General features: G+C 31.2%; 25 protein-coding genes. All 25 read right to left on the minus strand.

What is annotated here, in order from left to right:
• Positions 1-56: 56 nt before the first annotated feature.
• The 25 genes from Q0770_RS05015 to Q0770_RS05135 all read right to left on the minus strand — a co-directional run bounded on the left by Q0770_RS05015 (position 57) and on the right by Q0770_RS05135 (position 25,438).
• Positions 57-1,184, minus strand: a complete 1,128-nt coding sequence (locus Q0770_RS05015) for a glycosyltransferase (RefSeq protein ID WP_299114669.1) — start codon at positions 1,182-1,184, stop codon at positions 57-59.
• Positions 1,181-2,287 (minus strand): glycosyltransferase family 4 protein, encoded by a 1,107-nt coding sequence (locus tag Q0770_RS05020; RefSeq protein ID WP_299114671.1) that lies wholly within the window; start codon positions 2,285-2,287, stop codon positions 1,181-1,183. Before Q0770_RS05020 ends, Q0770_RS05015 begins: the two co-directional genes overlap by 4 nt.
• Positions 2,287-3,537 carry a glycosyltransferase family 2 protein gene (locus Q0770_RS05025; protein WP_299114673.1) on the minus strand — a complete coding sequence of 417 codons (1,251 nt, stop codon included), beginning with the start codon at positions 3,535-3,537 and terminating at the stop codon, positions 2,287-2,289. The genes Q0770_RS05020 and Q0770_RS05025 overlap by 1 nt, the downstream gene beginning before the upstream one ends.
• 58 nt (positions 3,538-3,595) lie before the next feature.
• Entirely contained in the window at positions 3,596-4,450 is an 855-nt protein-coding gene (locus tag Q0770_RS05030; RefSeq protein WP_299114675.1) for an FkbM family methyltransferase, read from the minus strand.
• Positions 4,443-5,612 (minus strand): glycosyltransferase family 4 protein, encoded by a 1,170-nt coding sequence (locus tag Q0770_RS05035; protein WP_299114677.1) that lies wholly within the window; start codon positions 5,610-5,612, stop codon positions 4,443-4,445. Before Q0770_RS05035 ends, Q0770_RS05030 begins: the two co-directional genes overlap by 8 nt.
• Positions 5,609-6,718, minus strand: a complete 1,110-nt coding sequence (locus Q0770_RS05040) for a glycosyltransferase (RefSeq protein ID WP_299114679.1) — start codon at positions 6,716-6,718, stop codon at positions 5,609-5,611. Before Q0770_RS05040 ends, Q0770_RS05035 begins: the two co-directional genes overlap by 4 nt.
• Entirely contained in the window at positions 6,711-8,096 is a 1,386-nt protein-coding gene (locus Q0770_RS05045) for an asparagine synthase C-terminal domain-containing protein (protein WP_299114680.1), read from the minus strand. The genes Q0770_RS05040 and Q0770_RS05045 overlap by 8 nt, the downstream gene beginning before the upstream one ends.
• A 75-nt stretch (positions 8,097-8,171) precedes the next feature.
• Entirely contained in the window at positions 8,172-9,362 is a 1,191-nt protein-coding gene (locus Q0770_RS05050) for a glycosyltransferase family 4 protein (RefSeq protein WP_299114681.1), read from the minus strand.
• On the minus strand, positions 9,359-10,117 hold the full coding sequence (locus tag Q0770_RS05055) for a cyclopropane-fatty-acyl-phospholipid synthase family protein (RefSeq protein ID WP_299114683.1): 759 nt from the start codon (positions 10,115-10,117) through the stop codon (positions 9,359-9,361). Before Q0770_RS05055 ends, Q0770_RS05050 begins: the two co-directional genes overlap by 4 nt.
• Complete coding sequence (locus Q0770_RS05060) at positions 10,117-11,106, minus strand: glycosyltransferase family A protein (RefSeq protein ID WP_299114685.1); 990 nt, start codon at positions 11,104-11,106, stop codon at positions 10,117-10,119. The genes Q0770_RS05055 and Q0770_RS05060 overlap by 1 nt, the downstream gene beginning before the upstream one ends.
• Positions 11,099-12,217, minus strand: coding sequence for a glycosyltransferase family 4 protein (locus Q0770_RS05065; protein ID WP_299114687.1), 1,119 nt, complete (start codon positions 12,215-12,217; stop codon positions 11,099-11,101). Before Q0770_RS05065 ends, Q0770_RS05060 begins: the two co-directional genes overlap by 8 nt.
• Positions 12,218-12,223: 6 nt before the next feature.
• A complete protein-coding gene (locus Q0770_RS05070; RefSeq protein ID WP_299114689.1) occupies positions 12,224-12,976 on the minus strand; it encodes a class I SAM-dependent methyltransferase in 753 nt (250 codons plus the stop codon).
• Positions 12,977-13,003: 27 nt separating this feature from the next.
• Positions 13,004-13,918: a glycosyltransferase family 2 protein gene (locus Q0770_RS05075; RefSeq protein WP_299114691.1), complete on the minus strand. Its 915-nt coding sequence runs from the start codon at positions 13,916-13,918 to the stop codon at positions 13,004-13,006.
• A gap of 1 nt (position 13,919) precedes the next feature.
• On the minus strand, positions 13,920-14,795 hold the full coding sequence (locus tag Q0770_RS05080) for a glycosyltransferase (protein WP_299114693.1): 876 nt from the start codon (positions 14,793-14,795) through the stop codon (positions 13,920-13,922).
• Entirely contained in the window at positions 14,782-15,615 is an 834-nt protein-coding gene (locus Q0770_RS05085) for a glycosyltransferase (protein ID WP_299114695.1), read from the minus strand. The genes Q0770_RS05080 and Q0770_RS05085 overlap by 14 nt, the downstream gene beginning before the upstream one ends.
• 4 nt (positions 15,616-15,619) lie before the next feature.
• Positions 15,620-16,576, minus strand: a complete 957-nt coding sequence (locus Q0770_RS05090) for a glycosyltransferase family 2 protein (protein WP_299114697.1) — start codon at positions 16,574-16,576, stop codon at positions 15,620-15,622.
• A gap of 6 nt (positions 16,577-16,582) precedes the next feature.
• Positions 16,583-17,548 (minus strand): hypothetical protein, encoded by a 966-nt coding sequence (locus tag Q0770_RS05095; RefSeq protein WP_299114699.1) that lies wholly within the window; start codon positions 17,546-17,548, stop codon positions 16,583-16,585.
• Between the two features lie 5 nt (positions 17,549-17,553).
• The gene (locus Q0770_RS05100) at positions 17,554-18,999 is read right to left on the minus strand and encodes an MBOAT family protein (RefSeq protein WP_299114701.1); all 1,446 of its coding nucleotides are present in this window, start codon (positions 18,997-18,999) and stop codon (positions 17,554-17,556) included.
• A gap of 26 nt (positions 19,000-19,025) precedes the next feature.
• Positions 19,026-20,264, minus strand: a complete 1,239-nt coding sequence (locus Q0770_RS05105; RefSeq protein WP_299114703.1) for a glycosyltransferase — start codon at positions 20,262-20,264, stop codon at positions 19,026-19,028.
• 2 nt (positions 20,265-20,266) lie between these two features.
• Positions 20,267-21,178, minus strand: a complete 912-nt coding sequence (locus Q0770_RS05110) for a glycosyltransferase family 2 protein (RefSeq protein WP_299114705.1) — start codon at positions 21,176-21,178, stop codon at positions 20,267-20,269.
• A 2-nt stretch (positions 21,179-21,180) separates the two neighbouring features.
• Entirely contained in the window at positions 21,181-21,588 is a 408-nt protein-coding gene (locus Q0770_RS05115) for an N-acetyltransferase (RefSeq protein ID WP_299114707.1), read from the minus strand.
• Complete coding sequence (locus tag Q0770_RS05120) at positions 21,585-22,286, minus strand: WbqC family protein (RefSeq protein ID WP_299114709.1); 702 nt, start codon at positions 22,284-22,286, stop codon at positions 21,585-21,587. Before Q0770_RS05120 ends, Q0770_RS05115 begins: the two co-directional genes overlap by 4 nt.
• Complete coding sequence (locus Q0770_RS05125; protein ID WP_299114711.1) at positions 22,283-23,356, minus strand: DegT/DnrJ/EryC1/StrS aminotransferase family protein; 1,074 nt, start codon at positions 23,354-23,356, stop codon at positions 22,283-22,285. Before Q0770_RS05125 ends, Q0770_RS05120 begins: the two co-directional genes overlap by 4 nt.
• On the minus strand, positions 23,349-24,626 hold the full coding sequence (locus Q0770_RS05130; protein WP_299114713.1) for an ABC transporter ATP-binding protein: 1,278 nt from the start codon (positions 24,624-24,626) through the stop codon (positions 23,349-23,351). Before Q0770_RS05130 ends, Q0770_RS05125 begins: the two co-directional genes overlap by 8 nt.
• Positions 24,626-25,438: a glycosyltransferase gene (locus tag Q0770_RS05135; protein ID WP_299114715.1), complete on the minus strand. Its 813-nt coding sequence runs from the start codon at positions 25,436-25,438 to the stop codon at positions 24,626-24,628. Before Q0770_RS05135 ends, Q0770_RS05130 begins: the two co-directional genes overlap by 1 nt.
• Position 25,439: the final 1 nt, after the last annotated feature.

Below are 25,439 nucleotides of genomic sequence, written 5' to 3' on the forward strand. Positions count from 1 at the left end.
ACAATACAAGTTGAATGTAAGAATCGTTTTGTAATAATCTTCGTCTCAAACTAGGCTTAAGATAGTATTTCTGTTAGAATTCTATTGGTATAATGATTAAAAGTAAATCGCTTTACAAAATCTTGACTATGATTTAGTAAGTTTTGATATTGAGTGTCATCTAGATTAAAAATAGTATCTAATTGGAGTTTCAATCCTTCAGCTGATATTGGTGATACTATAAAACCATTTTCTCTATGTTTTACATATTGCGCAATGGCAGAAACCGAAGAGACCACTGGTAAGCATCCAAAATTTGAAGCTTCAGCAATTACCTTTGGAAAACCTTCTGAGGCACTTGTCGGCATTAGTAAAAATTGACTTTTCTTATAAACATCAAAAACTTCAGAACGTGGCAAATAACCACGAAATCTAAAATCAATATCGGATTGTTTTACTATTTCTTCAAAATGCGTTTTCTCATTACCATCACCTATAAGGTGTACTTGTCCTACTCTACTCTGCTCACTTTTCGACAAACTCATAAAAGCTTCAATAATTCGTCCAACACCTTTTGGAGTTTCTAAACGACCTACATAGCAAAAATTTAATTTATCTTCTAACTGTCTTATAGACACTATATCTTTTCCTCTTAATAAATCCTCATCTTTAAGACATGGATTCTCAAAAGTCAAGCATTGTCTAGGTTGATCTGACCATTGCCCATTGATTGTTACTAATCTGGATTGTTTTTTTAATAGCCAACGTTGCAATCTATAACCTAAAGGCGGATTTTTTTGACTCCAATTACCGGCATATTTATACCAACCCTTTTTCTTTGAAAACAATGTCAAGTATGGGATTAAAAAGACACCTATACCTGTTGGTGTTCTTAGTTGAAAGGCATCAGCATCTTTTAATAATTTATTGACTATACCGATTACTTTTGGAATGTTGCTAATAGTCTTTAGTTTACTTGAAACACTTGTACCTCCTAAAGCTGGTAAAGCTTCAAAATGAATATTATCTTCTGTATATTCAGCAGTGCTTGGAGGTGCTTCAGAATTATGAAGCATGGCCACATGGGTAATAGACTCAAAATGAGGCGCTAGGTGATTAATTTCGTTAATCGTCGGCCCCCAACCTATTATTTTACCAGCTGCAGTTTTATAATGTTCTGTATGTGAAATGATGACGAGTTTCAAGAATCTATAAAATCTATATAACGTTTAATAATATGTTGCCATTGGTGTAACTCAGACCAAGATTTAGCCTCTCGTTCAAATGCAGATTTGTTATCCAAAATTGTAGTAACAGCATCTATTAATTTTTCTGATTCACGAGCATTTACAAGCAATCCTGACTTACCATGAGACACTGCATCTTCTATTCCACAGCCTTTTGCTCCAATAGTTGGCAAACCAAAATGATTGGCTTCAATTAATGCAATTCCAAAGCCTTCAACATCTCCTGTTTGGGTTGTTTTGCTCAGCATTACACAAATATCGGCATTTTCGTAAAAGCCTTTCAGTTGTTGATGTGTTACATGTCCATGAAACGTAACGTGTTCTAAAACACCAAGAGACTTTGCTATATCTCTACAAGCGTCAACTTCAGTTTTAAAACCTACGCAATGGTAATGTACATTTGGGTATTTCTCTTTTAAAATAGGCAAATGCTTAATTACGTTTGCCTGCCCTTTTCGTTCAGTAACATTACCTACAGTAAGTAATTTGGGCGATCCTTTTAATTCAATAGAATTATTGTCTACATATTTTAATGTTGAAACTGAAAATCCATTAGGAATTACAGTTACAGATTTTAGCTTTAATTCTTCAACTAATGTCTTTGTGAAATTTGAAACAGCAATAATTTTATCAAATCTTATTAAAGAGGAATTAACAGACTTTTTTAAACGTGGATTCGTGAAATTGACTTCAGTACCATGAATAACAGCAATAATTTTAGCAGAAATTATCGGTTTTAAAATAGCACCTATCCATAATGGGAATTTACCCGAACATATCAGAAAACTAGCAGATTTAGAAAGCTTAAAACATAACCAAATTCGTTTTAAATACATTAAATACCGAGAGTTTTTTAATGTTATACGATAGACTTTACTTTGCAATTCCGAATCAAATTTAGCTTCATTTTCAACAGTATCTCGTTGGTCTGCAATTACTGAGACTTTGTAGCCAGATTTTTGGAGATATTCTGCTAAATTATAGGCATGATTTCCTATACCTCCAGGTAAAGGTGGAAATTCCGAAGTTAAAAGAACAATATGTTTCTTCCTTTTTGACATTAAAGCATTTCAATTTTTGGTCCTTCTTTTAGTTTTTTCGATGCCAAATGCCATGATTTTACAACCTGAATTATAATCAAAGGGGATAATATTATAGCTATAAAACTACTTAGCAATAACATAAGTTTTTTACTCTTGTATCTATAAGGCACAACAGAAATAGGAACCGTTCTTAAAACGGACAATAAGCTTCTTTTTGTACCAAAATAACGCCTGTGAAAATAAAGTACACTTGGTATTGGTCTTGGCTGAAATAGATTTTTTGTACGAAATGCATCCCAACTTCCCATCTCTCGTAAACCTCCAGAGTCCACTTTTAAGTGTAAACGTTTTGCATAAGGATTTGAGATATTTTTATAACCATTTAAAAAAGCTCGAAGCCCAAACTCGCCATCTCCCATGCGTTGCTTCTCAAACTGTCTATCGAATAATCCAATATTTTTAAAAATGTCTTTTTTCAATAGTACATTACCAGTATCTAACTGGTCGCTAATCTTAAAATAGGCATAATGAGCTGGCACTTTGTCTCCAACTTTTGAAATTGACACACCAGAAGAGATATCTGCGTTAAAAAAGTCTAAGGTTTTTAGATGCTGACTTATCCAATTGTTCTCAATACGACTATCATCATCAAATAACAAAATATACTCACCTTTAGATTGTTTAATGGCATTATTTCGAGCTAACCAAAGGGCTTTTTCTTCTTGGAATTCAGACTTTAAATCTAAATTAAAACCTTTATAAAACTCTGCTTGATAAGGTTCAGATTGGTCAATAACTATTACTTCAAAATTGGTGTAATCTTGAAGCTCTAAATCTTTCAAAACATCTTTCAGGTAATCATAGCGGTTTAGCGTTGGAATAATAACAGAAATTAATGGCTGCGCTCTTAAAAGCTGACTTCCAAAATTTTGATATTCATTATACTTTACAATTTCGTTCCCAAAAACATAACGTTTAATATGTCTAGTTTTAATAAATCCTGAAATCTCCCTTAGAGGGTTTTTCAAGCTTAAAATCCTAATTAAACACACATAAAACACCCAAGCTTTACTGAAATATTTTCTCGAAAATATATAATTATCAAAAACAGATAACTTAACAGTTTCAGTAATAGCTTTAGAAAAATTTATGTATCCATTCTGAATAGCTCGCCATGATTGGTCATATTGTTTAGCTTCTTGAGATTTGTATCTGATATCTTCTTCGAATTGAGATGAAATCTTAGCATCAACTTTTGGAAAAATCAAATTTCCATTTTTGATTTTTAATCCAAAATAATGGGTTGGCTGCAAATATTTAAGGAAACTAAACAGCATGATTTTCTAAATTTTTTGGGACACAGAAAATATTTAGTGGTAATGCTTCATGAGTATCAAAGACATTTAGCTTCATATCGTAAATTCTGTAGTCTAGCTCTTTAAAAAACTCTACAATGCGCATATCATCATTAGTTTCTACAATGACTATAGAATTATTCTGCTTTAATAGATTAATAGCTCCTTTTAAAATATCTAGCTCTATGCCGTCAACATCAATTTTTATTAGATCTACTTGCTGAATATTTTCCGTATTTAGAAAACTTTCCAAAGTTACCATCTCTACGTCATAAGTCTCAATAGCAGTATCCATAGATTGGGCATTTGAAGAAAAATTACTTGCGTTAATTGTTATGGTTTCATTTTCGGCTCCAACTGCAAGATTATATACCTTAAAATTACGTTTAAAATGTACATTTGCTTCAATCGTCTTTGTGATAGATGCAAATAGATTTTTGTTAGGCTCAAATGCCAATACTTTACCATTTTTTGCAATTGAATCCGCCCATACAGCTCCTAAATATCCAAAATTAGAACCTACATCTAATACCGTTAAATTATTTCTATTTGATTTGTATTGTTCGATTAAAAAAAAACTATTACGAAGCACCGTATTTTCTGTTCCCAAGCGTTTTGCTTTAGATGCCATTTTTATGGAAGCCACGAATTGAAAATTGACTTTATAGTTTCCATAAACTCTGTTTACTACAACTTTTGCTGTTTTAAATCCTTTTGAATCATATAACAAGTACCTTCTAAACCCTTTAAGCCATTTAGATTTTCCGATTTTAAGTCTTAAATCTTTAGGAATTGTATCGTATATTTTGACTAAAAGGTTATTCATAAAAATCTATAAAAGATTGTATCTGACGCTTAATTGCAAAATCATTTAAAACCCTTTTTCTAGCTTTAGTTCTTATAGCTTTCAAAGCTAGCGCATCCATATTTAAAACCCTAAAAATAGTTTCAGTTAATGCTTTTGGATTTCGCTTAGGAACAACCCAACCTGTCTCATTATCTAAGACGTTTTCTGGTAAAGCGCCACCATCAGAAACTACACATAAACAATTCATAGCTTGGGCTTCTAAAACAGCATTACAAAAGCCTTCGGATTGACTATACTGAATATACAAGTCAGTACTTTCTAATCGATTTAATGTCTCTTGATGCGATAATTTGCCAACAAAACTTACAGAGTTCTCTAGTCCTAACTCATGTACAGCAAAACGCAACGATTCGTATTCTGTTCCAGTACCGATGATTTGGTATTTGAATTTAATGTCTTTGGATTTTAATAATGTTAAAGCTCGAAGTGTATAATCCAATCCTTTTATCCAATGTAATCGTGCAATAGTTGTAATGTGTATTAGCTTTGTTTTATCTATTTGCTTTTCTATATCATTTTCAAAAAGTGATGTCTTTATAGCTGGAGTAATGATAGTCGTTTTGGTAGCATCTAGCATTCCATTAGCTTTAGCTTTGGCTAACATATATTTTGAGATAGTATGAACCTTATCTACATTTTTCCAAACTAAATTATAACAATTTGGATTTTTTAGTGGATAGACATCCATATCATAGCCACGACAGCTCACAGCCATCTTTGCTCCGATACTTTTGGCTACATGCTCACTTTCTATAGCTAATGTTGTAAAACCAAAGTGCAACCAATTTATATCTGCTTTAAGCAAATGTGAGTTGGTATATACATTCTTAAAAACTTGTGCCTTTGAGCGACCTGCTGATTTTTCAAGTTTAATAAAAGTTAGAACTCGTTTTAAACTAAACAATAAGCCCAGTAATACAAATGCTGTCTTAAAAAGTTGAATAACCTTGGTTTTACTGACTTTTGGAGCAGAATAAACTTTACAGTTCTTATAGCCCGAAGAATTGTCTCGCACATAAAGCTCTACTGTATAGCCATACTCTGAAAGTCCCTTTATTTTTGAATTAAAAAAGGTTTCAGAATACGATGGTGGCTGAGCTAGTACAATACCTATCTTCATGTTCTACATTTATTCATTTTTAAATACAGTACTTCATGCATTTGTATACTTTTTTCAATATTGTAGTTCTCTGAAGCAATTTCAAACATACGCTTCGCTAATTGTCTTCTCTCTTCTTGATGCAACTGCGTTACAGATTCTAACTTCTTTTTTAAATCACTGACTGAGCTAGGCTCAAATAACCAATCTTGGAAAGATGATAAAATATCTTTTACACCAGAAATTCGTGAACCTATAACTACGCGCCCCGATAACATGGCTTCAATGGGTGCAATGGGTTGCCCTTCTTTACGACCTTCGTCCTTTGTTGGTATAACAAATACATCTGCCAGAGCTAAATACGATTTAATATCCTGCTTCTTTCCAGTGAATATGATATTTGAATTAGCATACTTTTCTTTTAAATTTATTGCATAATCAGAAGAATCATCACCAACTATAAATACTTTAATTTTTGAGTTATCGATTTGCTTTACGGCTTCTAATAATATCTCGATGCCCTTTACAGGTACCAAATTGGCAATACTCACAATAACGAAATCATCTTGATTAATAGAATAACCATCTGAGCTATTATATCTCTTCTCTAAAATACCAAAATCATTAATGCTTAGTCCTATAGGAATTGATAAAACTTTATTAGTAATATTGGAGAAAAACTGAGCTTCCATATCTGAATTAATCGTCACAATCTTAGAGCTTAATTGCGAACGCCAACGCCAAGCCTTATTACCCCAACCCATAGCTTTTTTTGTATACACAAAAGGAATACCTGCAAGTTTTGCAGCTAATGGTTCTGTAAAATCACTACTCCACTGCCATGAATGAATAATATCGAATTGATGATGCTTAAAAAACTGTTTAATCTTCCAAACTCGAAAAGGCAATGTTATAAAAGGACGATACTTTGCAGCAACTTTAAAAATATGGATAGGCACATTCAAAGCTTCTACCCGTTTAAAGAATTCGCCTTTGTCATGCGTACAACAAATGTGTGGCTCAAATTTGGTTTTATCAATGTGCTTCACCAAATCATAAACCACTTTTCCACTACCAGCAGTATCAAAATTTGGTATGGTATATAGAATCTTTATTCGCTTAGCCATTGTTCTGTATTTGATTAAACATAGCTAAGGTTAACAACATATTTACAGAGTGTGCATTTTTTATAGTATCTCGATTGTAAAAACCCTTTATGTGTTTTGTTATAAATTCTTCGGGAATTAATTCTGACAGCTTTGAATTTAGTATAACAGTCTCTAATTGTTGTCTATTATTATCACCCAGAAATTGAAGTTCCCAGTTACGCTGTATGTATGGTCTACCTGATAGTTTTGAAACGGTACGCTTTAATTTATAAATAGCTTTATAACTCAAGGTTTTTATAACACTTGGATTAGTATAGTTATATAAATTATAAGGTCGTTTGTCTTGCCATATTAGAGTTGCTAACTCTGGATTACGCATTTTTATATATTCAATTTGAAGTTGTCTATCTTTCAAAAACGCCTCAGGAACAGTACAGATAAACTCACACATTCTATTATCGTAATATGGTAATGTTATGGGTTTTGAGTTTTTAAACACTGAAAGATTAACAGATGTCCATCTTGGTGCCCAATATTTGGACTTAAATGCTCTGAGTTTTGCATTAGTGTCTTCAATCTTAATAGTGCTTAGTAAATTTGAGATTCTATTTTCAAAATAGGATTTAAAATCTCCCTCCAAATCCCATGTTTGCCATAATTTAGAAGCAAATTCTAATCCTCCGCGCTTTAATAGTTTTTTAGTTAAAAATTGAACTTGTTCTTCATGAGATAGTTTTTCAGTATTATAACTATCAAACATCACGTCGCCCCAATGACCTAGTGAGAAAACATCTCCCATTTTTGAGAACTCCTCTGAAATAGCCATTTGTCTAGGACTAGTAAAATCTGAATAGCAGTTATTTAGCTTAACTAAATCATCTAGCTTCTCCCATAAATAACCACTTTCAATTTTAAAAGATTGAAAATCAAAACCGCAGACTTGTGCAATTTGTTTAGCAATTTTGGTTTCGGGATAACCATTTCTATAATCATAACTATATGCTGATACATTGGCTCCTAAATGCTTTAATGCTACCGCTTGTGTTCTGCTATCTAATCCTCCAGACAATGGTAAAATAACTTTTTTGTCTTCAATTTGTTCAGCTATAATGGTTTCGAATAGTGAAGAGAATTCTTCAAGAGCCTGTTTAAAACTAATATTGCGTGGCGTATAATGCCAATTAAAATAGGTTTCAGACTTTTCTAGAATATTCTCTGAATTAATATGATGGATTGAAGCTGGCTTCAGAATTTTTTTATGTGTCCAATAGGTATCACCATCCAAGAAAAACCCAATAGCTGCAAAAACGCAAATGGCTTTTAAGTCTAACTCGCCATTAGTGTCAATGTAGACTTCTTTAGGTTTTATTGGGATTATTGGGTTGGTGATTTGCATAAATAAACAACTGCTCTAATATAGAGTTTTTGCAACAATGCTGGAGTATAATATCTTGCACATTGTTAACAGTTTTTATTTAACAACTGTGTTATAGAGTTCAATGAATTTTTCAATATTATTGACATAATCAAATTCTCGTTTTACAAATTCATGTGCCTGAGAAACCATAGATTTCAATTTATATTCTGGTGTATTATCAAAATCAATTATAGCAGCTTCAATAACTTTTGCATCTCGCATTGGCACTAGCCAACCTGTTTCTTTATGTTTTACAACCTCAGCCATACCTCCACAGTTTGTAGAAATCACGGGCAATCCCATAGCCATAGCTTCTAAGACAACATTTGCGATACCTTCTTCAACACTTGGTAAAAGCAAAACATCTTGATGCTGCAAAGCCTCTAATAATTCTTGTTGACTCAATTGACTTTTAAAAGAAACTGCCTCTAAGACATTAAGCTGGCACATTTGAAATAGCAAGGCCTCTGTCGGTCTTTCTGGTCCAATCAAAGTATACTGTACATCATAACCCTTTACTCTTAATTGATGTAAGGCATCAATAGCATATTGGTAGCCTTTTTTCCAATGATTACGACCTACAGATACAACGCGGATAATCTTACCTTTTGGTTTCTGATAGGGTTTGTATGTATTAAAAAAGAATTTTGGTGTTGGCGAATAAATGACAGTACTACGACTACTAATATTGCCATATTGCGATGCTTTTTTTATAATGGTATATGAGACCCCATGAAAAGCATCTACATGAGGAAATAACTCGTTATAAACAGACGCAAATTTAGGCTCTACTACTGGTGTATAATTAATGTGAGCACCTCTAAAACTAACTACTAATGGTATATTAAATCTAGTTTTTAAGAACCCATAAGCACCAATATCTTTTGCCCATTGCAAATGCAAAATATCTGGCTTATGGAGTAAAATAGGTAAGCATTTAGAAAGCTTCATGAACTTTGAATAGTCCGATGCTTCTTTTTTAACTTCCTCTAAAAGCTGAAATAATGCTTTTGGGTTAGAAAAAAATAATTTTATTACTCTGCGTAATGTTATAAAAATGCTTTTCCATTTTGAATTTGGGGTAGAGAAAATTCTAATGTTTTTTGAAGTATAGTTTACATTTTTTTTCTGAATACCAAATAAAAAAACCTCATGATGTTCTGCAACTCCATTGATGAGACGTTCTATAAAAGACGTACTAGGAATATTGCCCGAGAAAATTGCTATTTTAAGTTGTTTGTTCAAGATTCAGGTTTTTCGAAAACTCCAATTATGGTTGCACTTAAATACTTAGATGGATGCTTTATTAGATAATTATTAATGCGTCCTTTAAAGATAAAACGCATGCCTTTATGAATTATCTTCTGAAAGAGATTCAGTTTTTGATGTACCGAAAATGGGAAGCCTCCATAATATTGCAGAGTGTTTACTTGCAGATTATTTCTATTAGCAAACTTGTTAAAAACACTTTGCTTCATACATTTAAGATTATGAATTTTTAGGTTTTCATAATCACATAAATAGCCATAAATCTTTCTCAAATACCTTTTATTAGGAATCATAATTAGCATCTTTCCTCCCGGCTTTAAATACTTACAATGTAAATCTAAAATCTCATCATAGTTTTCAAAATGCTCTATAAAACCATTTGAAACAACATAATCATATAACTGTTCTGGTTGATGCTCTGTAAAGTCTGCTCTAATAATCTCATAATCTTTGACTTCCATAGTTTTAAAAGAATCTTCAATTTGAGACACGTTAGAATTATAATCTAGGCATGTTGGTTTAACGCCATATTCTGAAGCAAGATATGCCAAATAACGCCCAGGGTAACCACCAATTTCTATTAGGGTTTTACCTGTATTCTTTTCTGAAATAAGCTCATCCCAAAAAGATGCATAAAACGAACACACATTAACTATATGGGCTTTGTCAGTATGCTTAGCCTTATAATAGGTTTCCCAATAGGATTGTGTTGTGAGTTTATTGTCGGACATTAAATGTATCTATACTGATGGATATTTGGACTCAACAATTTACGTCTTACTTTGTACATAAATTGAAATATTGGTCTTCGGTTTTTAAAAGGTAGTCGTATTACCAATTGCAAAATTAAAAGTTCAAAATGTTTTATAAGCGATTTGGTTGTTTTTTTTGAAGCTTTTACCAAATCTATACTCTCTTTTTTGTAACCTGTAAGATTGACTCGCATTGCAGCATGAAACATGCGTTCTGCTAATGGATTAGCATATATTTTTTGTTTCAATAAACCTTTTTCTTTGAGTTGAGATTGCATTCCTAGATTTAAATCTAAACAATCGTTAACAAAACGAGGGTGATTCCTTTCCAAACCACTAGCATTAGATAATCCACCGTCAGGATTATCAAAAACAAGGTTTACCATAATTTTATTTTCAAAATGCACTTGACCTCTATTATTTATAGCAACTTCAAAATCATGAAATACATCTTCTCCATTAAACAAACTTGACCAGTATTTTCCTCTTTGGTAATCCCACAAAGGTGCAGATGTATGCCATTTTCTAACTTCAAGTACATTTTTGAGTAAATCATCAAACTGATTTCTATTCAATTTTGGACGGTGCAATTTCTTTGGATTACCATCAATCATACTCAATCCATAGGTCATTATTACAGTAGGATTCTCATCGAGAATTTTAACTTGTTGTTCTAATTTTTCTGGTAATAATTCGTCTCCAGCATCTAAATATTGAATGTATTTTCCATTAGATTTCTCCAAACCTAATTGTCTTGCCAATCCTGGACCTTCATTTTCTTTATCAAAGAACTGAATAGAATTATTTTCTTTGAATATCGATTTCACGGCCTCATAATCCACCTCAGAGCCATCATTAACAATAATAACCTCAATATTAGAATATGTTTGGGTAACTACAGACTTTACAGAACGCTCCAATTGCTTTGGGTTATTATATGTTGGTATGATTACTGAAACCTTATGCATTTTCAGTAAGCCTTTTGTATAAATTAATATAGGATTCTGCTTCTGCCTGATTAGTGAATTTGCTATTTACATTAGCAATTGCTGCTTTAGAAAATTGCTGGTATAATGCTTTATCATTAATAAGACGCTCTATCTTCACAGCCGCTAAATCACTCTTATAAAACGGAATAGCATAACCAGATTCCTCATTCAATATTGTCTCTGGCATGCCTCCAGCATCAGATATAATTGCCGGTAAACCAAAAGATTGTGCTTCTATTGTACTTATAGATAATGACTCAGACTTACTTAACTGCAAGTAAAAATCATAGGCTTTGAGTTGTTTAACATATTCATCATTTTCAACTTTACCTTTTATATTGACGACATCATGTAAACCATATTTGTCAATTATAAAATAAGCTTCGCCTATATCGTGACCTCTTCCATAAATATCATAGCTAATATTATATCCCTTTTCAATAAGGTTTCTTATTGCACGTAGGTTGCCTTCTATATTTTTTTCCCATGTCATCCTAAAAGATGATACAATTTTAATTCTATCGTTATCTAATTGCTTTGGCGAATTGTTACTTACTTTTATTGACGCAGGAATGACTTCTATTATGTCCTCGGAAACTCCCCATTTTTGAAGGTAATTTTTCTGATGCTGACTCATAACCACAAAAGCATCTATTCTATCTGTACTGTTTTTATAAAAATCCAACCATCGTTTATCATACCAAGGTCTTAAATATGTATCACTACCTCTAAGTGTTACTATTAGCTTTGGTCTATTAATTTTTTTTAAACTAGAAATTCCATTGAAATACTTAAACAAAAATGAATGGTGCAGATGTACAATCTGTTTTTTGTTTTTAAGCCATTTTATCTCCCAATATGATAAACCTTTATAAGTATTAGAAAATAATCCATAAAAGCGTTCGTATAAACGCTTTTGGAAATAACTTGGCGCTAATTGTACTTTTATTGTTGACTTATAATCGCTTTCTTTTAATCCATTAATCTCTAAATCAACAGATTTCTCCTCGGCCAATGATTCCACCATATCAGCAATGTATGATTGGTTAAATGCTGGAAAATGCTCGAAAAAGAGATTAACTTTTATCATTTATAATTAATTGAACATTTTATAAAGCATACAATAAACACGTAGCCTAAAAGGGATTTTTAAATCGCGAATTTTCCAAAGTGCCATTGACTTGCTCTTATATTTTTCCTTGCCTTGATAATTTTCATTTATTAATACTTCTGGCTGTGGGAAATAAAATGGATAAATATCAAAATTTAAAGGTCGCCATTCTCCAGACACAATATCTTTATTCTTAGTGATTCCAGGAAAAGTAGTCATTAATACATAAGTACTTTTGCTGCGTTTTAGGTTTTTAATTGTTTTTACAATATTACTATAAGAAAAATGCACAAGGCAATCTCTACTTAACACCACATCTTGACGCCCTAAATCTGAAGTTATAATATCCATAACATCAAACTTTATATTTTCTACTTCGAACTGAGATTTGTTTTTATCTATAATATCTTGAACAATGTCTCCACCTAAATAATTTAATTTAGATAAGTCTACATTTTGCATCCAATTAAAATCTCCGCAAGGCAAATCCAATAAACTTGAAACTTTATGAGTCTCAAATAACTTTTCTAATTCAGTAATTAAAACCTTTGTGTGTTGTAACTCTGAACCTGGTCCAGAAACACTTTCTTCACTAGACCAAAAATTATCCTTAGCTATTAAATCAAAAGTTTCTTTGACTGTCTTCTTCTTAAAATTACTTTTCTTTCTTTTTAAGATGTATAGTTCTTTAAGTTCTAATGGTAGTATAGTCTTAATTATATTTCTAATGGTCGACATATTTAAAGTTTTGGTCTTTCGTTTAATTTAACTCCTAGATTTAGTATAAAACTTAACTTTTTTGAAAAGATAATCAATATAAAAACGGTCAAATGTCATCAAATAATAGGCTATACTCTTCAACACAATTTTATATTTAGGATTATTTCCTATCTCAATTTTGCGATGCATATTCAACGCTTTTTGGTAAAGTTTTTTACTCACAATATTAGGGAAAGTCGCATGAAAATCCTTTAATAAATTGCGACTGGCATTATACTGCTCATGCTTTTGTTGTGTAACTGAATCTCGTTGTTCTAACCTATTCATAGTCACCAGTTTCTTGGATATTCCGTGAATCTTAGATAATAAAGAAAATCGAAGCACAAAATCCCAATCTACATTAAAGTTTCCGTATGTATTATTAAATATTAAATCGTGTTCTGCATGTATATATTTACGCCACATCATGCAGGTATTGACTACTTTTAACTGATTAACATAAAGGTATTTAAACAATTCTTCACCTTGCGGAAACTGTCTATTATTGACTAATATGCCTGGAAATTGTAAGACTTTGTTATCACTTTTAAATTCTGCTATCCCAGAGACTAAACCTACATCTGCATACTTGTTCATAACCTCAACTTGCCACTCGAGGCGTTCTGGCACATAGATATCATCTTGTTCTGCCATAGCAAAATAGTGACTATTTGAAGATGCATGCCTAATAATTGCATTCAAATTATTAGCTAATCCTAAATTTTGAGGATGTTCAATTACCCTAATCCTTGAGTCATTAAAAGCTAATGCAATATTTTTAGAAGCATCAGTTGTACCATCAATACCCAGCAATAGTTCAAAATTAGTAAAGGTTTGATTGAGCAAGCTCTCAATAGTAGTCTTTATGGTTTTTTCGCCATTATAAACAGGTAATAATATGGTGACTAAAGGTGAACTCATCTTAACTAAATCTCGCTTTTAGTTTTACTAATCTTGATATTATAGGGTGAAATCTCTTTTGAAGTTTTAGACGGCATTCTTTATGCAAATAAGGTAACAAGGTATCGTAATACATCTTATATAAAACTTCAGTTTCATTTATTTTTTCAGACTTATTAACAGCAGATGCTTGAGCAGCATGCAATCTAAACGAGCTTAAATGCTCATCTACAAAACCTATTTTGTAAAAAGGCATTAAACGGCTCCAAAACTCACAATCTAAAGCTTGCTTTAATTCCTCATTAAAATAACCCACTTTATCAAAACAAGCTTTGTCAATAAGTACACTTGTTGGTTCCCCTATTTTATTTTTTGGTGCATTTAAAAAATTTCTATCCTTTAAATATGCCTTACCTTCAATAACACCCTCATTAATCTTTAGATTTGACCAATTTTCATGAAGGTTGCCATATACTTTTTTAAACTCTAAAATAGATTCAGAGTTTTCAACATGAATAAAGTGACGCTTTGCATACACCATAGCTATATTACTTTCAGAGCGCATAACGTTAACGTGCTTCTCAACACAGTCTGGAGCCAAAACATCATCTTGAAATAGAAACTTAATATATTGACCGTTGGAATTCTTAATACAATTATTCCAATTGGCACCTATGCCATTTGGTGCATGATGAAAAATATGAATAGGAATTTCTGTATTACCTTTTAATACATTAATAATCTCTAATGTGTTATCATTTGAAGCATCATCAGAAATTATTAATTCTATGTTATTGTAGGTTTGAGATAGCGCCGAATTAAGACATTCCTCAATATAAGCTTCACCGTTAAAGGTAGGAATACAAATGGAAACTACTGGAACATTATTTGCTTTCATCTGTATATGTTTTTTGATGTAAATCGCTTTTTAATTCGCCATCTTCTTCCAATAGCCAAGACGCTGATTCATTTGCCGTTTTCTGATAATAAATTTGCTCTTCTGTAAGATTGGCAGGATTAATATACCAGCCGCCATGAATAGCTTGCAAAGGATAATCAGTACGCCAAGCTTTAGTAAAGTTTTTACGTTGGTATTGGTAATCTGGTCTATACAACGCAAAAGTTGTATCTATCTCCGCTTTATGGGCTTGAGGATGAATCTTAGTAGTCCAGAATTGCTTTTCCCAATTTTTAATTTTTTCCATCTGTGGATTATGTTCTGGTATGTCATCCAACTTTAAAGAAAAACCAACTTTTGTTCGGTCATAAGCTTTATCTAAAAGTTTAAGCATGGTTTTTAAAAAATCGTCAGGACATTCTGTAAGAGGAACAACATCCGGGTCAGTAACCACATAATAACCCTTAGTATATTTTTCTACTAATTCTTTATGTTTCCAAAAAGATAAGTGTCCATCATTACTATCCAATCTATGAATTTTAACATTCATTTCAATAGTATTATAATACTCTAACAATGGTTTGTACGTTGAATTATTATCAATAACAACAATATTTGAATAGCCCTTTTCTTGTAAACTCTCAATAAGCTGTTTGAGATAAAATAGTTGATTAAAATTGATAATAATTATTGGGATTGTTTTAGGGCTTTTGCGCTGTTGTCTAATTAGAGAGCTAAAGAAGCACTTTATATAAACAAAATGCATATTGCTAATAAAAGCAATTAGTTTCCCGTAACGATATTTAATATTTGAAAGCATAAATTTACTTATACAGAGATACTTTACTTAAAAAAAAGTCGCCTTTAGAAAATAATTTATAGCTTAATAAGCCCAATTTTAAAAGCCTTTTTTCTTTGCCTGTAAGCTTTTCTACTTTTTTAATTTTTTCATTAAAAACAATCTCAGCATATTTAAAACTACCTAATCTTGTAAATCGTTTAAAGATAAAAAGGTAGAAAATATTTAAAATGTCTTTACTCTTTTGAGTGAGATTTCCATCTAACTTTTTTTCTAGCATATTTCTAGCTAGATAATAGTGCCAATACTTTTCGCCTGATATGTTGTTAGATATATTATTATCATGATTTCTGATATAATCAAGTGGCTCATCTATAACCGAATAATTTGTTTCCTTATGCAGAACTCTTGCAAATAACTCCCATTCTTGCCCTGCTTGTAAAGACTCATCAAAATAAAAATTATTATCAGTCAAGAATTGCTTCTTAAAAATTGGAGCCTGAATTGGAATAATAATATGCTTTGATATAAAATCGTTGAAAGCATCTTCTGTTTTTATATGCTGTGATTTTAATAAAAGAGAATCACTCTCGTCAATAGACCTATTAAAAACATAAGACTTACACACTGAAAAAGATATCTCATTATCTTGGATACTAGAAATCTGCTTTTCTAATTTTTCAGGATGATACATATCATCACTATCTAGCCAATTAATATAATCACCATTACTTAGTTCAAAACCATAATTTCTGCATGCGTTAGCGCCTTTTGGTTTCGTCTCTGGTCTTTTATAAAACTTTATCCGATTATCTTTTTCTGCTAACGCATTGATAATCTCAAAACTATTATCAGTGCTACCATCATCAACAACAATACACTCCCAATTAGTATAGGTTTGAGAAATAATAGACTCTAGTGTTTCGCCTATTAAGTCTGCGCGATTATAGCTTGGAATAATTATAGAAACTTTTAGACTCATAAAATATTAATAATCAAATCGATAACTTATTATTTTTTTAAAATCATTAGCAAAGGTTGACGTAAATATATCTGCTCCAGTTTTATTTAAGTGATTTGAGTTGTAAAACAAAGATTTATCAAAACTTATTTTATTATTTGAATAATTTAAAAATTCAAGATTGTACTTATCAGAAAAATTCTCAAACACTTTTACAACTTCTTCCTTATTTTTTATAAAATTTTGTCCTTCAATATACTGAGGTGAATAAACTAATACTAGGTTAATATTCATTTCTTTACACTCAACTATAAATTTTTCAAATAAATTTACAGATGGTTTATGTTGCTTGACCTCATAAGATTTCATCTTTTTTTTTGCATTTTCAAAGTCTTTATTCCATTTTCTATCCATACCTCTATATCCTAAATTTCGGTATGGTTTCACTTGCTTTTTATTAGAAATTATAGCTGACAATAATGGTAATTTTTTCCTTTTACCAAAATACCTTATAAAAGGAATATAATATTCTGCTGAATGATATCCATCGTAATCAGAGAGCGTTTCTCGTAACGAGTGATTCCATAACATATATGGCAAAAATTGATGCTGATTGTAAAGATCTTCTCGCTTAGCTAAAGAAAACATGTCAACAGCAATTATTATTGTTTTTGGAGCAGGATTATATTTTAAATACTCTTTATGTCTGTAGTATTGTAACCAAAAGTTATGGCCGTCAACTCCAAAGTTATAGGTAGATAGCCTTAAACTATCATTTAAAATTTGCGAGTTAAAATGTACAAATGCTCTTGAAGAGCCATAAATGGCAACATCTAAATCCAAATTACTTTTGTATATATCTTCCCATACCTCAATCTCACCAGAAAACTCATGGCTACTCTTAAGATATTTTGATAAATAGATATCAAGAGCCAAAAGAATAACATAAAGAAGACAAAGAAAAAGTAGACTATTTTTTATAAACCTTCTCATAAAAATTAAAATTGAAAATAAATAAACTCCTCACCTTTTCCACTATACCATATTATTACCAGTATAATTAAATAATAAAAAGTATACCTTAGTGGTCTATTTAGCTTAGTAACCAAGGCTTCTAAAGCATGTTTATTATCTCGTCCAAACCACTCAATAATAATCAAAGTGATAATTAACCCTATAACTCCTTTATACTGCCAATAAATATTAATATCTAAATATGAGGCTCCATTTGTTATCATACTTGACAAATACGCTATCGCATGATTAAAATTTTCTGCTCTAAAAAACACCCATGCCAATGTAGTTAAACAAAATGTTATACTGATAGCAAAAAATTCTCTTAAGCTTAGAAACAGCTTTCCTTTGGCAACAATTTCAATATTATTTCTATTAGTTTTAAGTATTAATTGTGGCAAAAAGTATAAGGCATTTAATACTCCCCAAATTATAAAAGTCCAGTTGGCACCGTGCCAAAATCCGCTAACTATAAATATTATAAATACATTACTAATAGTCTTAATCAAACTACCCCTACTACCACCTAATGGTATATATACATAATCTCTAAACCATGTAGATAAAGAAATATGCCAGCGCCGCCAAAATTCAGCAATATCTCTAGAAAAATATGGGAACGCAAAATTTTGCATTAAATTAAAACCAAATAAGCGCGAAGTACCAATTGCAATATCAGAATAGCCAGAAAAATCACCATAAATCTGAAATGAAAACAATACAGCGCCTAATGCTAGTGTACTTCCTGAGTACTCGGATGTATTATTAAAGATTTGATTTACGTATTCGGCACAATTATCAGCAATTACAACTTTTTTAAATAACCCCCATAATATTTGCCGCAAACCATCAGTTGCTTGTTGGTAATTAAATGTGCGGTTCTTATAAAATTGAGGCAAAAGATTTGTTGCGCGTTCTATAGGACCTGCTACAAGTTGTGGAAAAAAACTAACAAATGCTGAAAACGCTATAATATCTTTTGTAGGCTCTAGCTTTTTTCTATAAACATCTATTGTATAACTTAATGTTTGAAATGTATAAAAACTAATTCCTACAGGCAATATTAGATTTAAAGACTTAGGACTAATATTTCTGCCAAAAAATGAAAATACCTCGATAAAATTATCTAGGAAAAAATTGTAATATTTAAAAAAAACTAAAATACCTACATTAGAAAGCAGACTTACATATAACAACAATTTGCGCTTATATGCTTTATTTTCCTTTGCCAAATATACACCTACTGAATAGTCGATTAAAGTGCTAAAAACTATTAGCGATAAAAACCGCCAGTCCCAAGAGGCATAGAAGAAATAACTAGCACCAAGAATAAATAAATTTTGAAGCTTTAATTTATTCTTAAAAACAAACCAATACAATACAAAAACTACTGGCAAAAATATCGCAAAGTCAATAGAGTTAAAAAGCATATCTTGGCTAGTAGATTAAAATAATTTTACTCATTATAATTTTTTGAATCATATATAATTAATAATTTTTCCCCTAGGATTTCGCTATCATAATTTGCCTTTACAAACTCACGTCCAGCCTCTCCCATCGCTTTTCTTTCGCTTGGATTATTTATTAACCATAAGATTTTAGAAACAAACTCATCTATATTTTTTTCGTTCACTAAAAATCCTGTTTCGTCATCAATTAATCCATCAGAAATCCCACCAACATTAGATGTTACCACAGGCAATTGCATAGCTTGCGCTTCTTGAAGAACTAAACCTTGATTTTCACATCTTCCTGTCTCATCTACTATACCTGGATAAACAAATATTGTGGAAGCATTCATCATTTCTACAATTTCTTTCTGTGATTTGCTTCCATGTAAATAAACACAGTTACTTAGGTTTTTTTCAATAATTACAGATTTACATTTAGCCAAAAGTGGGCCATCACCAATAATATTCATTTCAGCTGAAACACCTCGTTTAATTAATTCTTCAACTATAGAAATTGCAATTAAAGGCGCCTTAAATTCAACCAACCTTCCAACAAAAAGTAATTTAATACTATGCTTTTCTTCAGAAGATTGATAGTCTATAGGCTTAAAGAATTTTGTATCCAAACCAACTGGCAGAACATAGATTTTATTTTGAAAACCTAATTGTCTCACTTTTGAAGCTGTATAATTAGTATTTACTGTAAGTCTTAAGTTCTTATAATCTAATAACGGCTTATAAAACTCAGCATCGAATTTGTGCGCATCATATCCGTGAAAAGAAAGCAATACTTTTTTATCAAAATTTTTAATCTGATTTTTTAAATGCACTGCATTATCTCCAAAATGAATATGCACAATATCATAGTTATTAATAGTGAAGAAATATTGGTAATATAATCTATAAAAGACTTTAAAGTTTAAAGCATCTTTTCCATATTTAAAAACATTAAACGTCTTTAATAAATGTATTGTAAGTCTAAATTTTAAAAGTAATTTAATTGCCTTTGCAAATCTTATAATTATAGAATTTGGAAGAACACCTTTATTACTTAACAGTTGCGTTTTTGCAATCAGACCTTTGTACTTCTCAGAAGAAAAAAGCGGATTTATATCATCTAATTCTCTAGTAGCAAAAACATGAACCTTATGACCAGTGTTAATTAAATACTCTATCTGATTTACTATAAATGCTTCTGAAACACTTGGAAAAACGCCAACTACTACCGCTATTTTTTTAGACATATTCATTTATTACCAACAAGCTTTACGAAAATACGTTTTATATGACGTAAAAAATCTAGAAATTTCCAATCTCTAATAAACAAATCTAAACTCATCCAAAATGCTTTCATCAAATGCCCAGCTCTAATATTTGCATTAACAAAGTTCTTATAAGAATGTAAATATTTACGTTTTAAATAGATATTAGTCTTATTATCCAAATAAATCTCTTTGTGTGTTAAATACCCAATCTTATAGCCATTATATTCTGAAATAGTAGTATGGATACCACCATCATGTTGCCGATATACTGCACCAAAAAAGTTAAGGCAAGCGCCTTGATTAACTTTTAATAACTGAGATATAAGATGTACATCTTTAAAATTCTTAAATTTTTTAAATGATTGTTCATTAAAATCAGATTTTCTAAAAACTAAAGTCTGATTTCCTATATGCCATCCTTCACTAAAAGTCTGATAAGTAAATGGAACAAATTTAGATTTATTATAAAAATGCTTACCATTAAAATCTTCTGCAAAAGAATCATTATTATTCTGATATACTTTAAAGCGCGTGTAACAAAAGCTAAATCCTTCGTTATTTTTTAGGAAATCTACTTGCTTTTGAAGCTTATTTTTATCACTCCAATAATCATCACCTTCACATATTGCAATAAAATTTCCATTAGACTTTGAATATGCATATTCAAAATTCTTAGTCATACCAAGGTTTTCTTGGTTTTTAAAATACCTTAAGCTTAATTTTTCAGAAATATTATTAATAGATTTTACAACCTTCTCTGTATTGTCTTTAGAATTATCATCAGCAATAATTAGCTCAAAATCAAAGTCAGTAATCTGATTAACAATACTTTCAATAGCTTGTTTTATGTACTTTTCATGATTGTACGTAATCATTAAAACACTGACTTCCATAGTTATAATGATTTTCTCATTTTGTAATGCGTAGTATCATCTTCAAAAATGCTAAACCCTTTTTTCGCATACAATGCAATAGCTGATGCATTGGATTTTAAAACCTCTAAATCAAAATACTTAAATCCAATCTTTTTCAAATGGCCTTCTGCTTTGACAATTAGCATCTCGGCAACACCATTACCCCTATAAGATTTATCTACAGCTAACATACTCATATAACCAGTTTTCGTCTCTGTATTGTTAGCATAAAAAGCTATAAAACCAGCCAAGACATCATTTTGATATTCTGTGTTTATTACACTATTCCCTATTAACTTTGAAATATATTCTTCTATTCCAGTAGAAATAAGCTTACCCGAAAATTCTGAGTTTATGCGTTCTAATAAATCAATTAAATCTTCTTTCAAACTAAACTACATTTGTTCAAAAGGTCTTTTGTAGACGCTTTAGAATTAAACATTAACACATCCAATATAGAAAGAAATGGAACGAATTCGTTTCCAAACTGCTCATATTTTATGTCTTGAGTTTCGAGAAATACTAAATCTATATTCTGGGCTTTAAACTCATTTTTGTTATAAAGTGATCGACCACCAATTGCGTTGACATAAGTCTGCTTACCTGACTGTTTTGCAATCGCAATTAAACGTTCTGCTTTAGCTAACTTTTTTGTATTTGAATAATCTTGCGAACTGACACTAAACTTACTGTCGATTTTTAAATATTCACAAACTTCTGTAACGCTTATAAGAGATAAGTCCGCTATATTTTTGTAGTCAGAATTAAAAATAGTTTTTACTATTTGTAGCACTTCTTGATAAAAAGGCGCTGATTTATAGGCATGCTCTAATGTTTTAAAAAAATCATTAAACCATTTTTGGCCAGTAAAAACTTCAATGTCTTTTATGAGTTTATTCTGAGATGCTTCTTTTAATGGCACAGTAAACTGAAATGCCTTTTGGTTAAGTAATATTGAGTTTCTATTGATGTAGCTCTTTTTCATAAAATTTACATCGTCATAAAACACAAATTCATCTACAGCATTTATTAATTGAAAATACCCTATATATGGAAAAAAATAAGGCTGCATTATAGCTATGCTCATAAACTCTGTTTTACTAAATCTATAATTTTTTCTTGCTTAGATTTGTCTAAATCATGATATAATGGTAAACACAATACTCTACTAGCTATTGACCTAGACATCTCACAATTATAACCGCTTACATAAGGTAATTCATCCAAACTAGGATAGAAATAGCGCCTTGGATAAATATCATTTGCATTTAAAACTTCTGAAATGGCTTTTAACTTTTTCTCTGAAGGGCAAATAATGGGGTAATAACTAAAATTCCATTTTGTAGCTTCTCTAAGTTTTAAAAGACTCAGTGTAGTATTACTAAAAGCTTTATTATATGCCAATACAATAGCTTCTCTACTTTCAATTATTGTCTCTATATAAGGAAAAACAGCTAAGCCCATGGCGGCTTGTAGCTCACTCATCTTTGCATTGATACCAATACCGTAAAATCGCTCAGTACCATCATGTCCAAAATTATGATGGTAATACAAATCGTTATACAACTCATCAGAATTAAAAAAAGCTGCGCCTCCTTCTCCTGTATGAAATAACTTCGTCGCATGAAAACTACAGGTGCTTACATCACCATATTCAAAAACACTTTTCCCATTATAGGTCACTCCAAAACAATGTGCCGCGTCATAAATAACTTTTAAATTATGCTTTTTGGCAATGGCTTCAATGGCATCGATATTACATGGATTACCAAAAACGTGCGTGGCTAAAATTGCAGTTGCATTTTTGGTTATAGCTGCTTCAATTTTAGTTTCGTCAATGGTTAAATATTCTGGATGTATATCTACAAAAACAGGTTTACAACCTTCCCAAACAATACTAGAAGTGGTAGCTACGTAGCTAAATGGCGTTGTAATTATATCTCCTGATAATTCTAAAGCTTTAATGGCTATTTGTATGGGCAAAGTTCCATTAGTCATGCAAATTACGTTCGTCACGTTTAGATAGTCTTTCAATTGAGCTTCTAATCGCTTTACCAAATGACCTCTGTTGGTTATCCATCCAGAATCCCAAGCATGTTTTAAAATGGCTTGGTATTCATCTTGAGGAGGTAAAAATGTTTTGGTAACGTTAATCATCTGCAATGCTCCAATTAAAATTTGGTCTTATGTAACCTGGTTCTCTTCCCATATATTCGCCTATCTCACGACTAGAATCTACTACTGTAAAACTAATAATATCTCGTTCCACAAATGCGGCATGCTTTCTATCTCTCACCACTATTAATGACAAAAAATATTGACCAGATTGTAAAAATTTTGCTGGTATGTTACACAACAAGGTATTTTCACCTTTCTTCAAAGGCGCTCCAGATTTATGGTTAGAAAATGAAAACATGGCATCACCTAATTCATTAGTCATATGATAGGTTATATGTAAATTTTCGGGAGTATTGCTTTTTACAAATATTTCGGTCTTCACTTCGATATCCTGGCTCTCTTTAATCACATCTTTTACCTTATTTCCCGAATTATAGACACTAATGTTTTGAAGTTTAAATTCGGCCTTATCATAATCTTCATCAAAATCTTTGGTATTTTCAACTTCTCCTCCACCTTTAAGATAATAACTCACTGCTTCATCTGTTCCTCCTGAAAAGACAATACTTCCGTGCTCTAACACTATAGCTTTCGTACACAATGTTTTCACTGAAGCCATATTATGACTTACAAATAGTACTGTTCTGCCTTCGCCTTTGCTTATATCCTGCATCTTACCAATAGCCTTTTTTTGAAACTCTGCATCACCCACAGCCAAAACCTCATCGATGACTAAAATATCTGGCTCTAAAAAAGCAGCTACCGCAAAAGCTAAGCGTACTCGCATACCAGATGAATATCTTTTTACTGGAGTATCTATATACATTTTACAACCGCTGAACTCAACGATATCATCTTCTTTCTTCTGAATTTCTGCTTTGGTCATACCCAAAATAGCGCCGTTTAGATAGATATTTTCTAGGCCTGTTAACTCTGGATGAAAGCCTGTGCCTACCTCAAGTAACGAAGCTATACGTCCTCTCGTTTTTATTTGTCCTTGTGTTGGCAAAGTAATACGAGACAATATTTTAAGTAAGGTAGATTTACCTGCACCATTTTTTCCTATAATACCGAGAACCTCTCCTTTTTGAACATCAAAATCTATATTACGTAACGCCCAAACATAATCTGAAGTTGCAGATTTATTTCTGTCACTGCTATCTCCTATTTTTAAAAAAGGATCTTCCTTTCCTCTAATCTTATACCAAAAACGCTTTAAATCATCACCTAAAGTTCCTGTTCCAATAAGACCTAAGCGGTATTGTTTAGATACATCTTCAACTTTAAGTATAATCTCTTTTTCTTTCATTATGCGTTTTTAAAGATGCTTTTTAATTTAAAAACTCCTAAGTTTTTACAAATTACAAATAACAAGTAAGATAATTTAAACTTGACACTATAATCAAAATTAAATCCTTTGAGTAATTTTTTACTATATGTTAGGTCTTGATATAACCTATTAGAAATATTTGCATCATGAATTGTTTGCAGCCAATAAAAATTACTATCAATTGCTATAAAATCTGCTAAATCTCCCCATGAAGTATGTTCACAATCATAGACTGTTTTAAGCGATTTAACATCTGATTTCTTTTCAATTAAAGTTATAAATGGGCCAGAAAACACATTTTCTCTTTTTGCTAATTTAGTTTCATCTTCAATGAGCATAGTTAAGCCTTTAGATAACTCAATAATGGTTAAATCCTTTTTTACAAAAGCTTTCTGAATAGCGTTTATTGCATCTTCATGAAAAGAATCATCATTATCAAAACGCGATGTCATAATATACTCTGTGTGTGATTTTTCAAATACAAACTCACGTAAAGTATTTTCAAAATCTAAGAAGTCATTTACATATAAAGGAATAAACTGAGGCAGTTGCTCACTAATTCCTTCATTCTTTTTTTTGAACTCTTCCGGTGTATTCACATCAAAAAAAACCAACCAAGAATACTCTTTTTCGGTTTGGGCTTGCATTGATGGCAAACAAAATGTTTTAAACAAATCGTACCGTTTCTTAAGCCATGCTAAGTCATTGACCTTCTTTCCATTTTTATCATTTACCCAACCTTCAGATTTAATATTAAATCGAGTAACTATATAATGAGAAAAGGCTTTCATA

It is taken from the genome of uncultured Winogradskyella sp. (assembly GCF_947501905.1).
Classification (GTDB): Bacteria; Bacteroidota; Bacteroidia; order Flavobacteriales; family Flavobacteriaceae; genus Winogradskyella.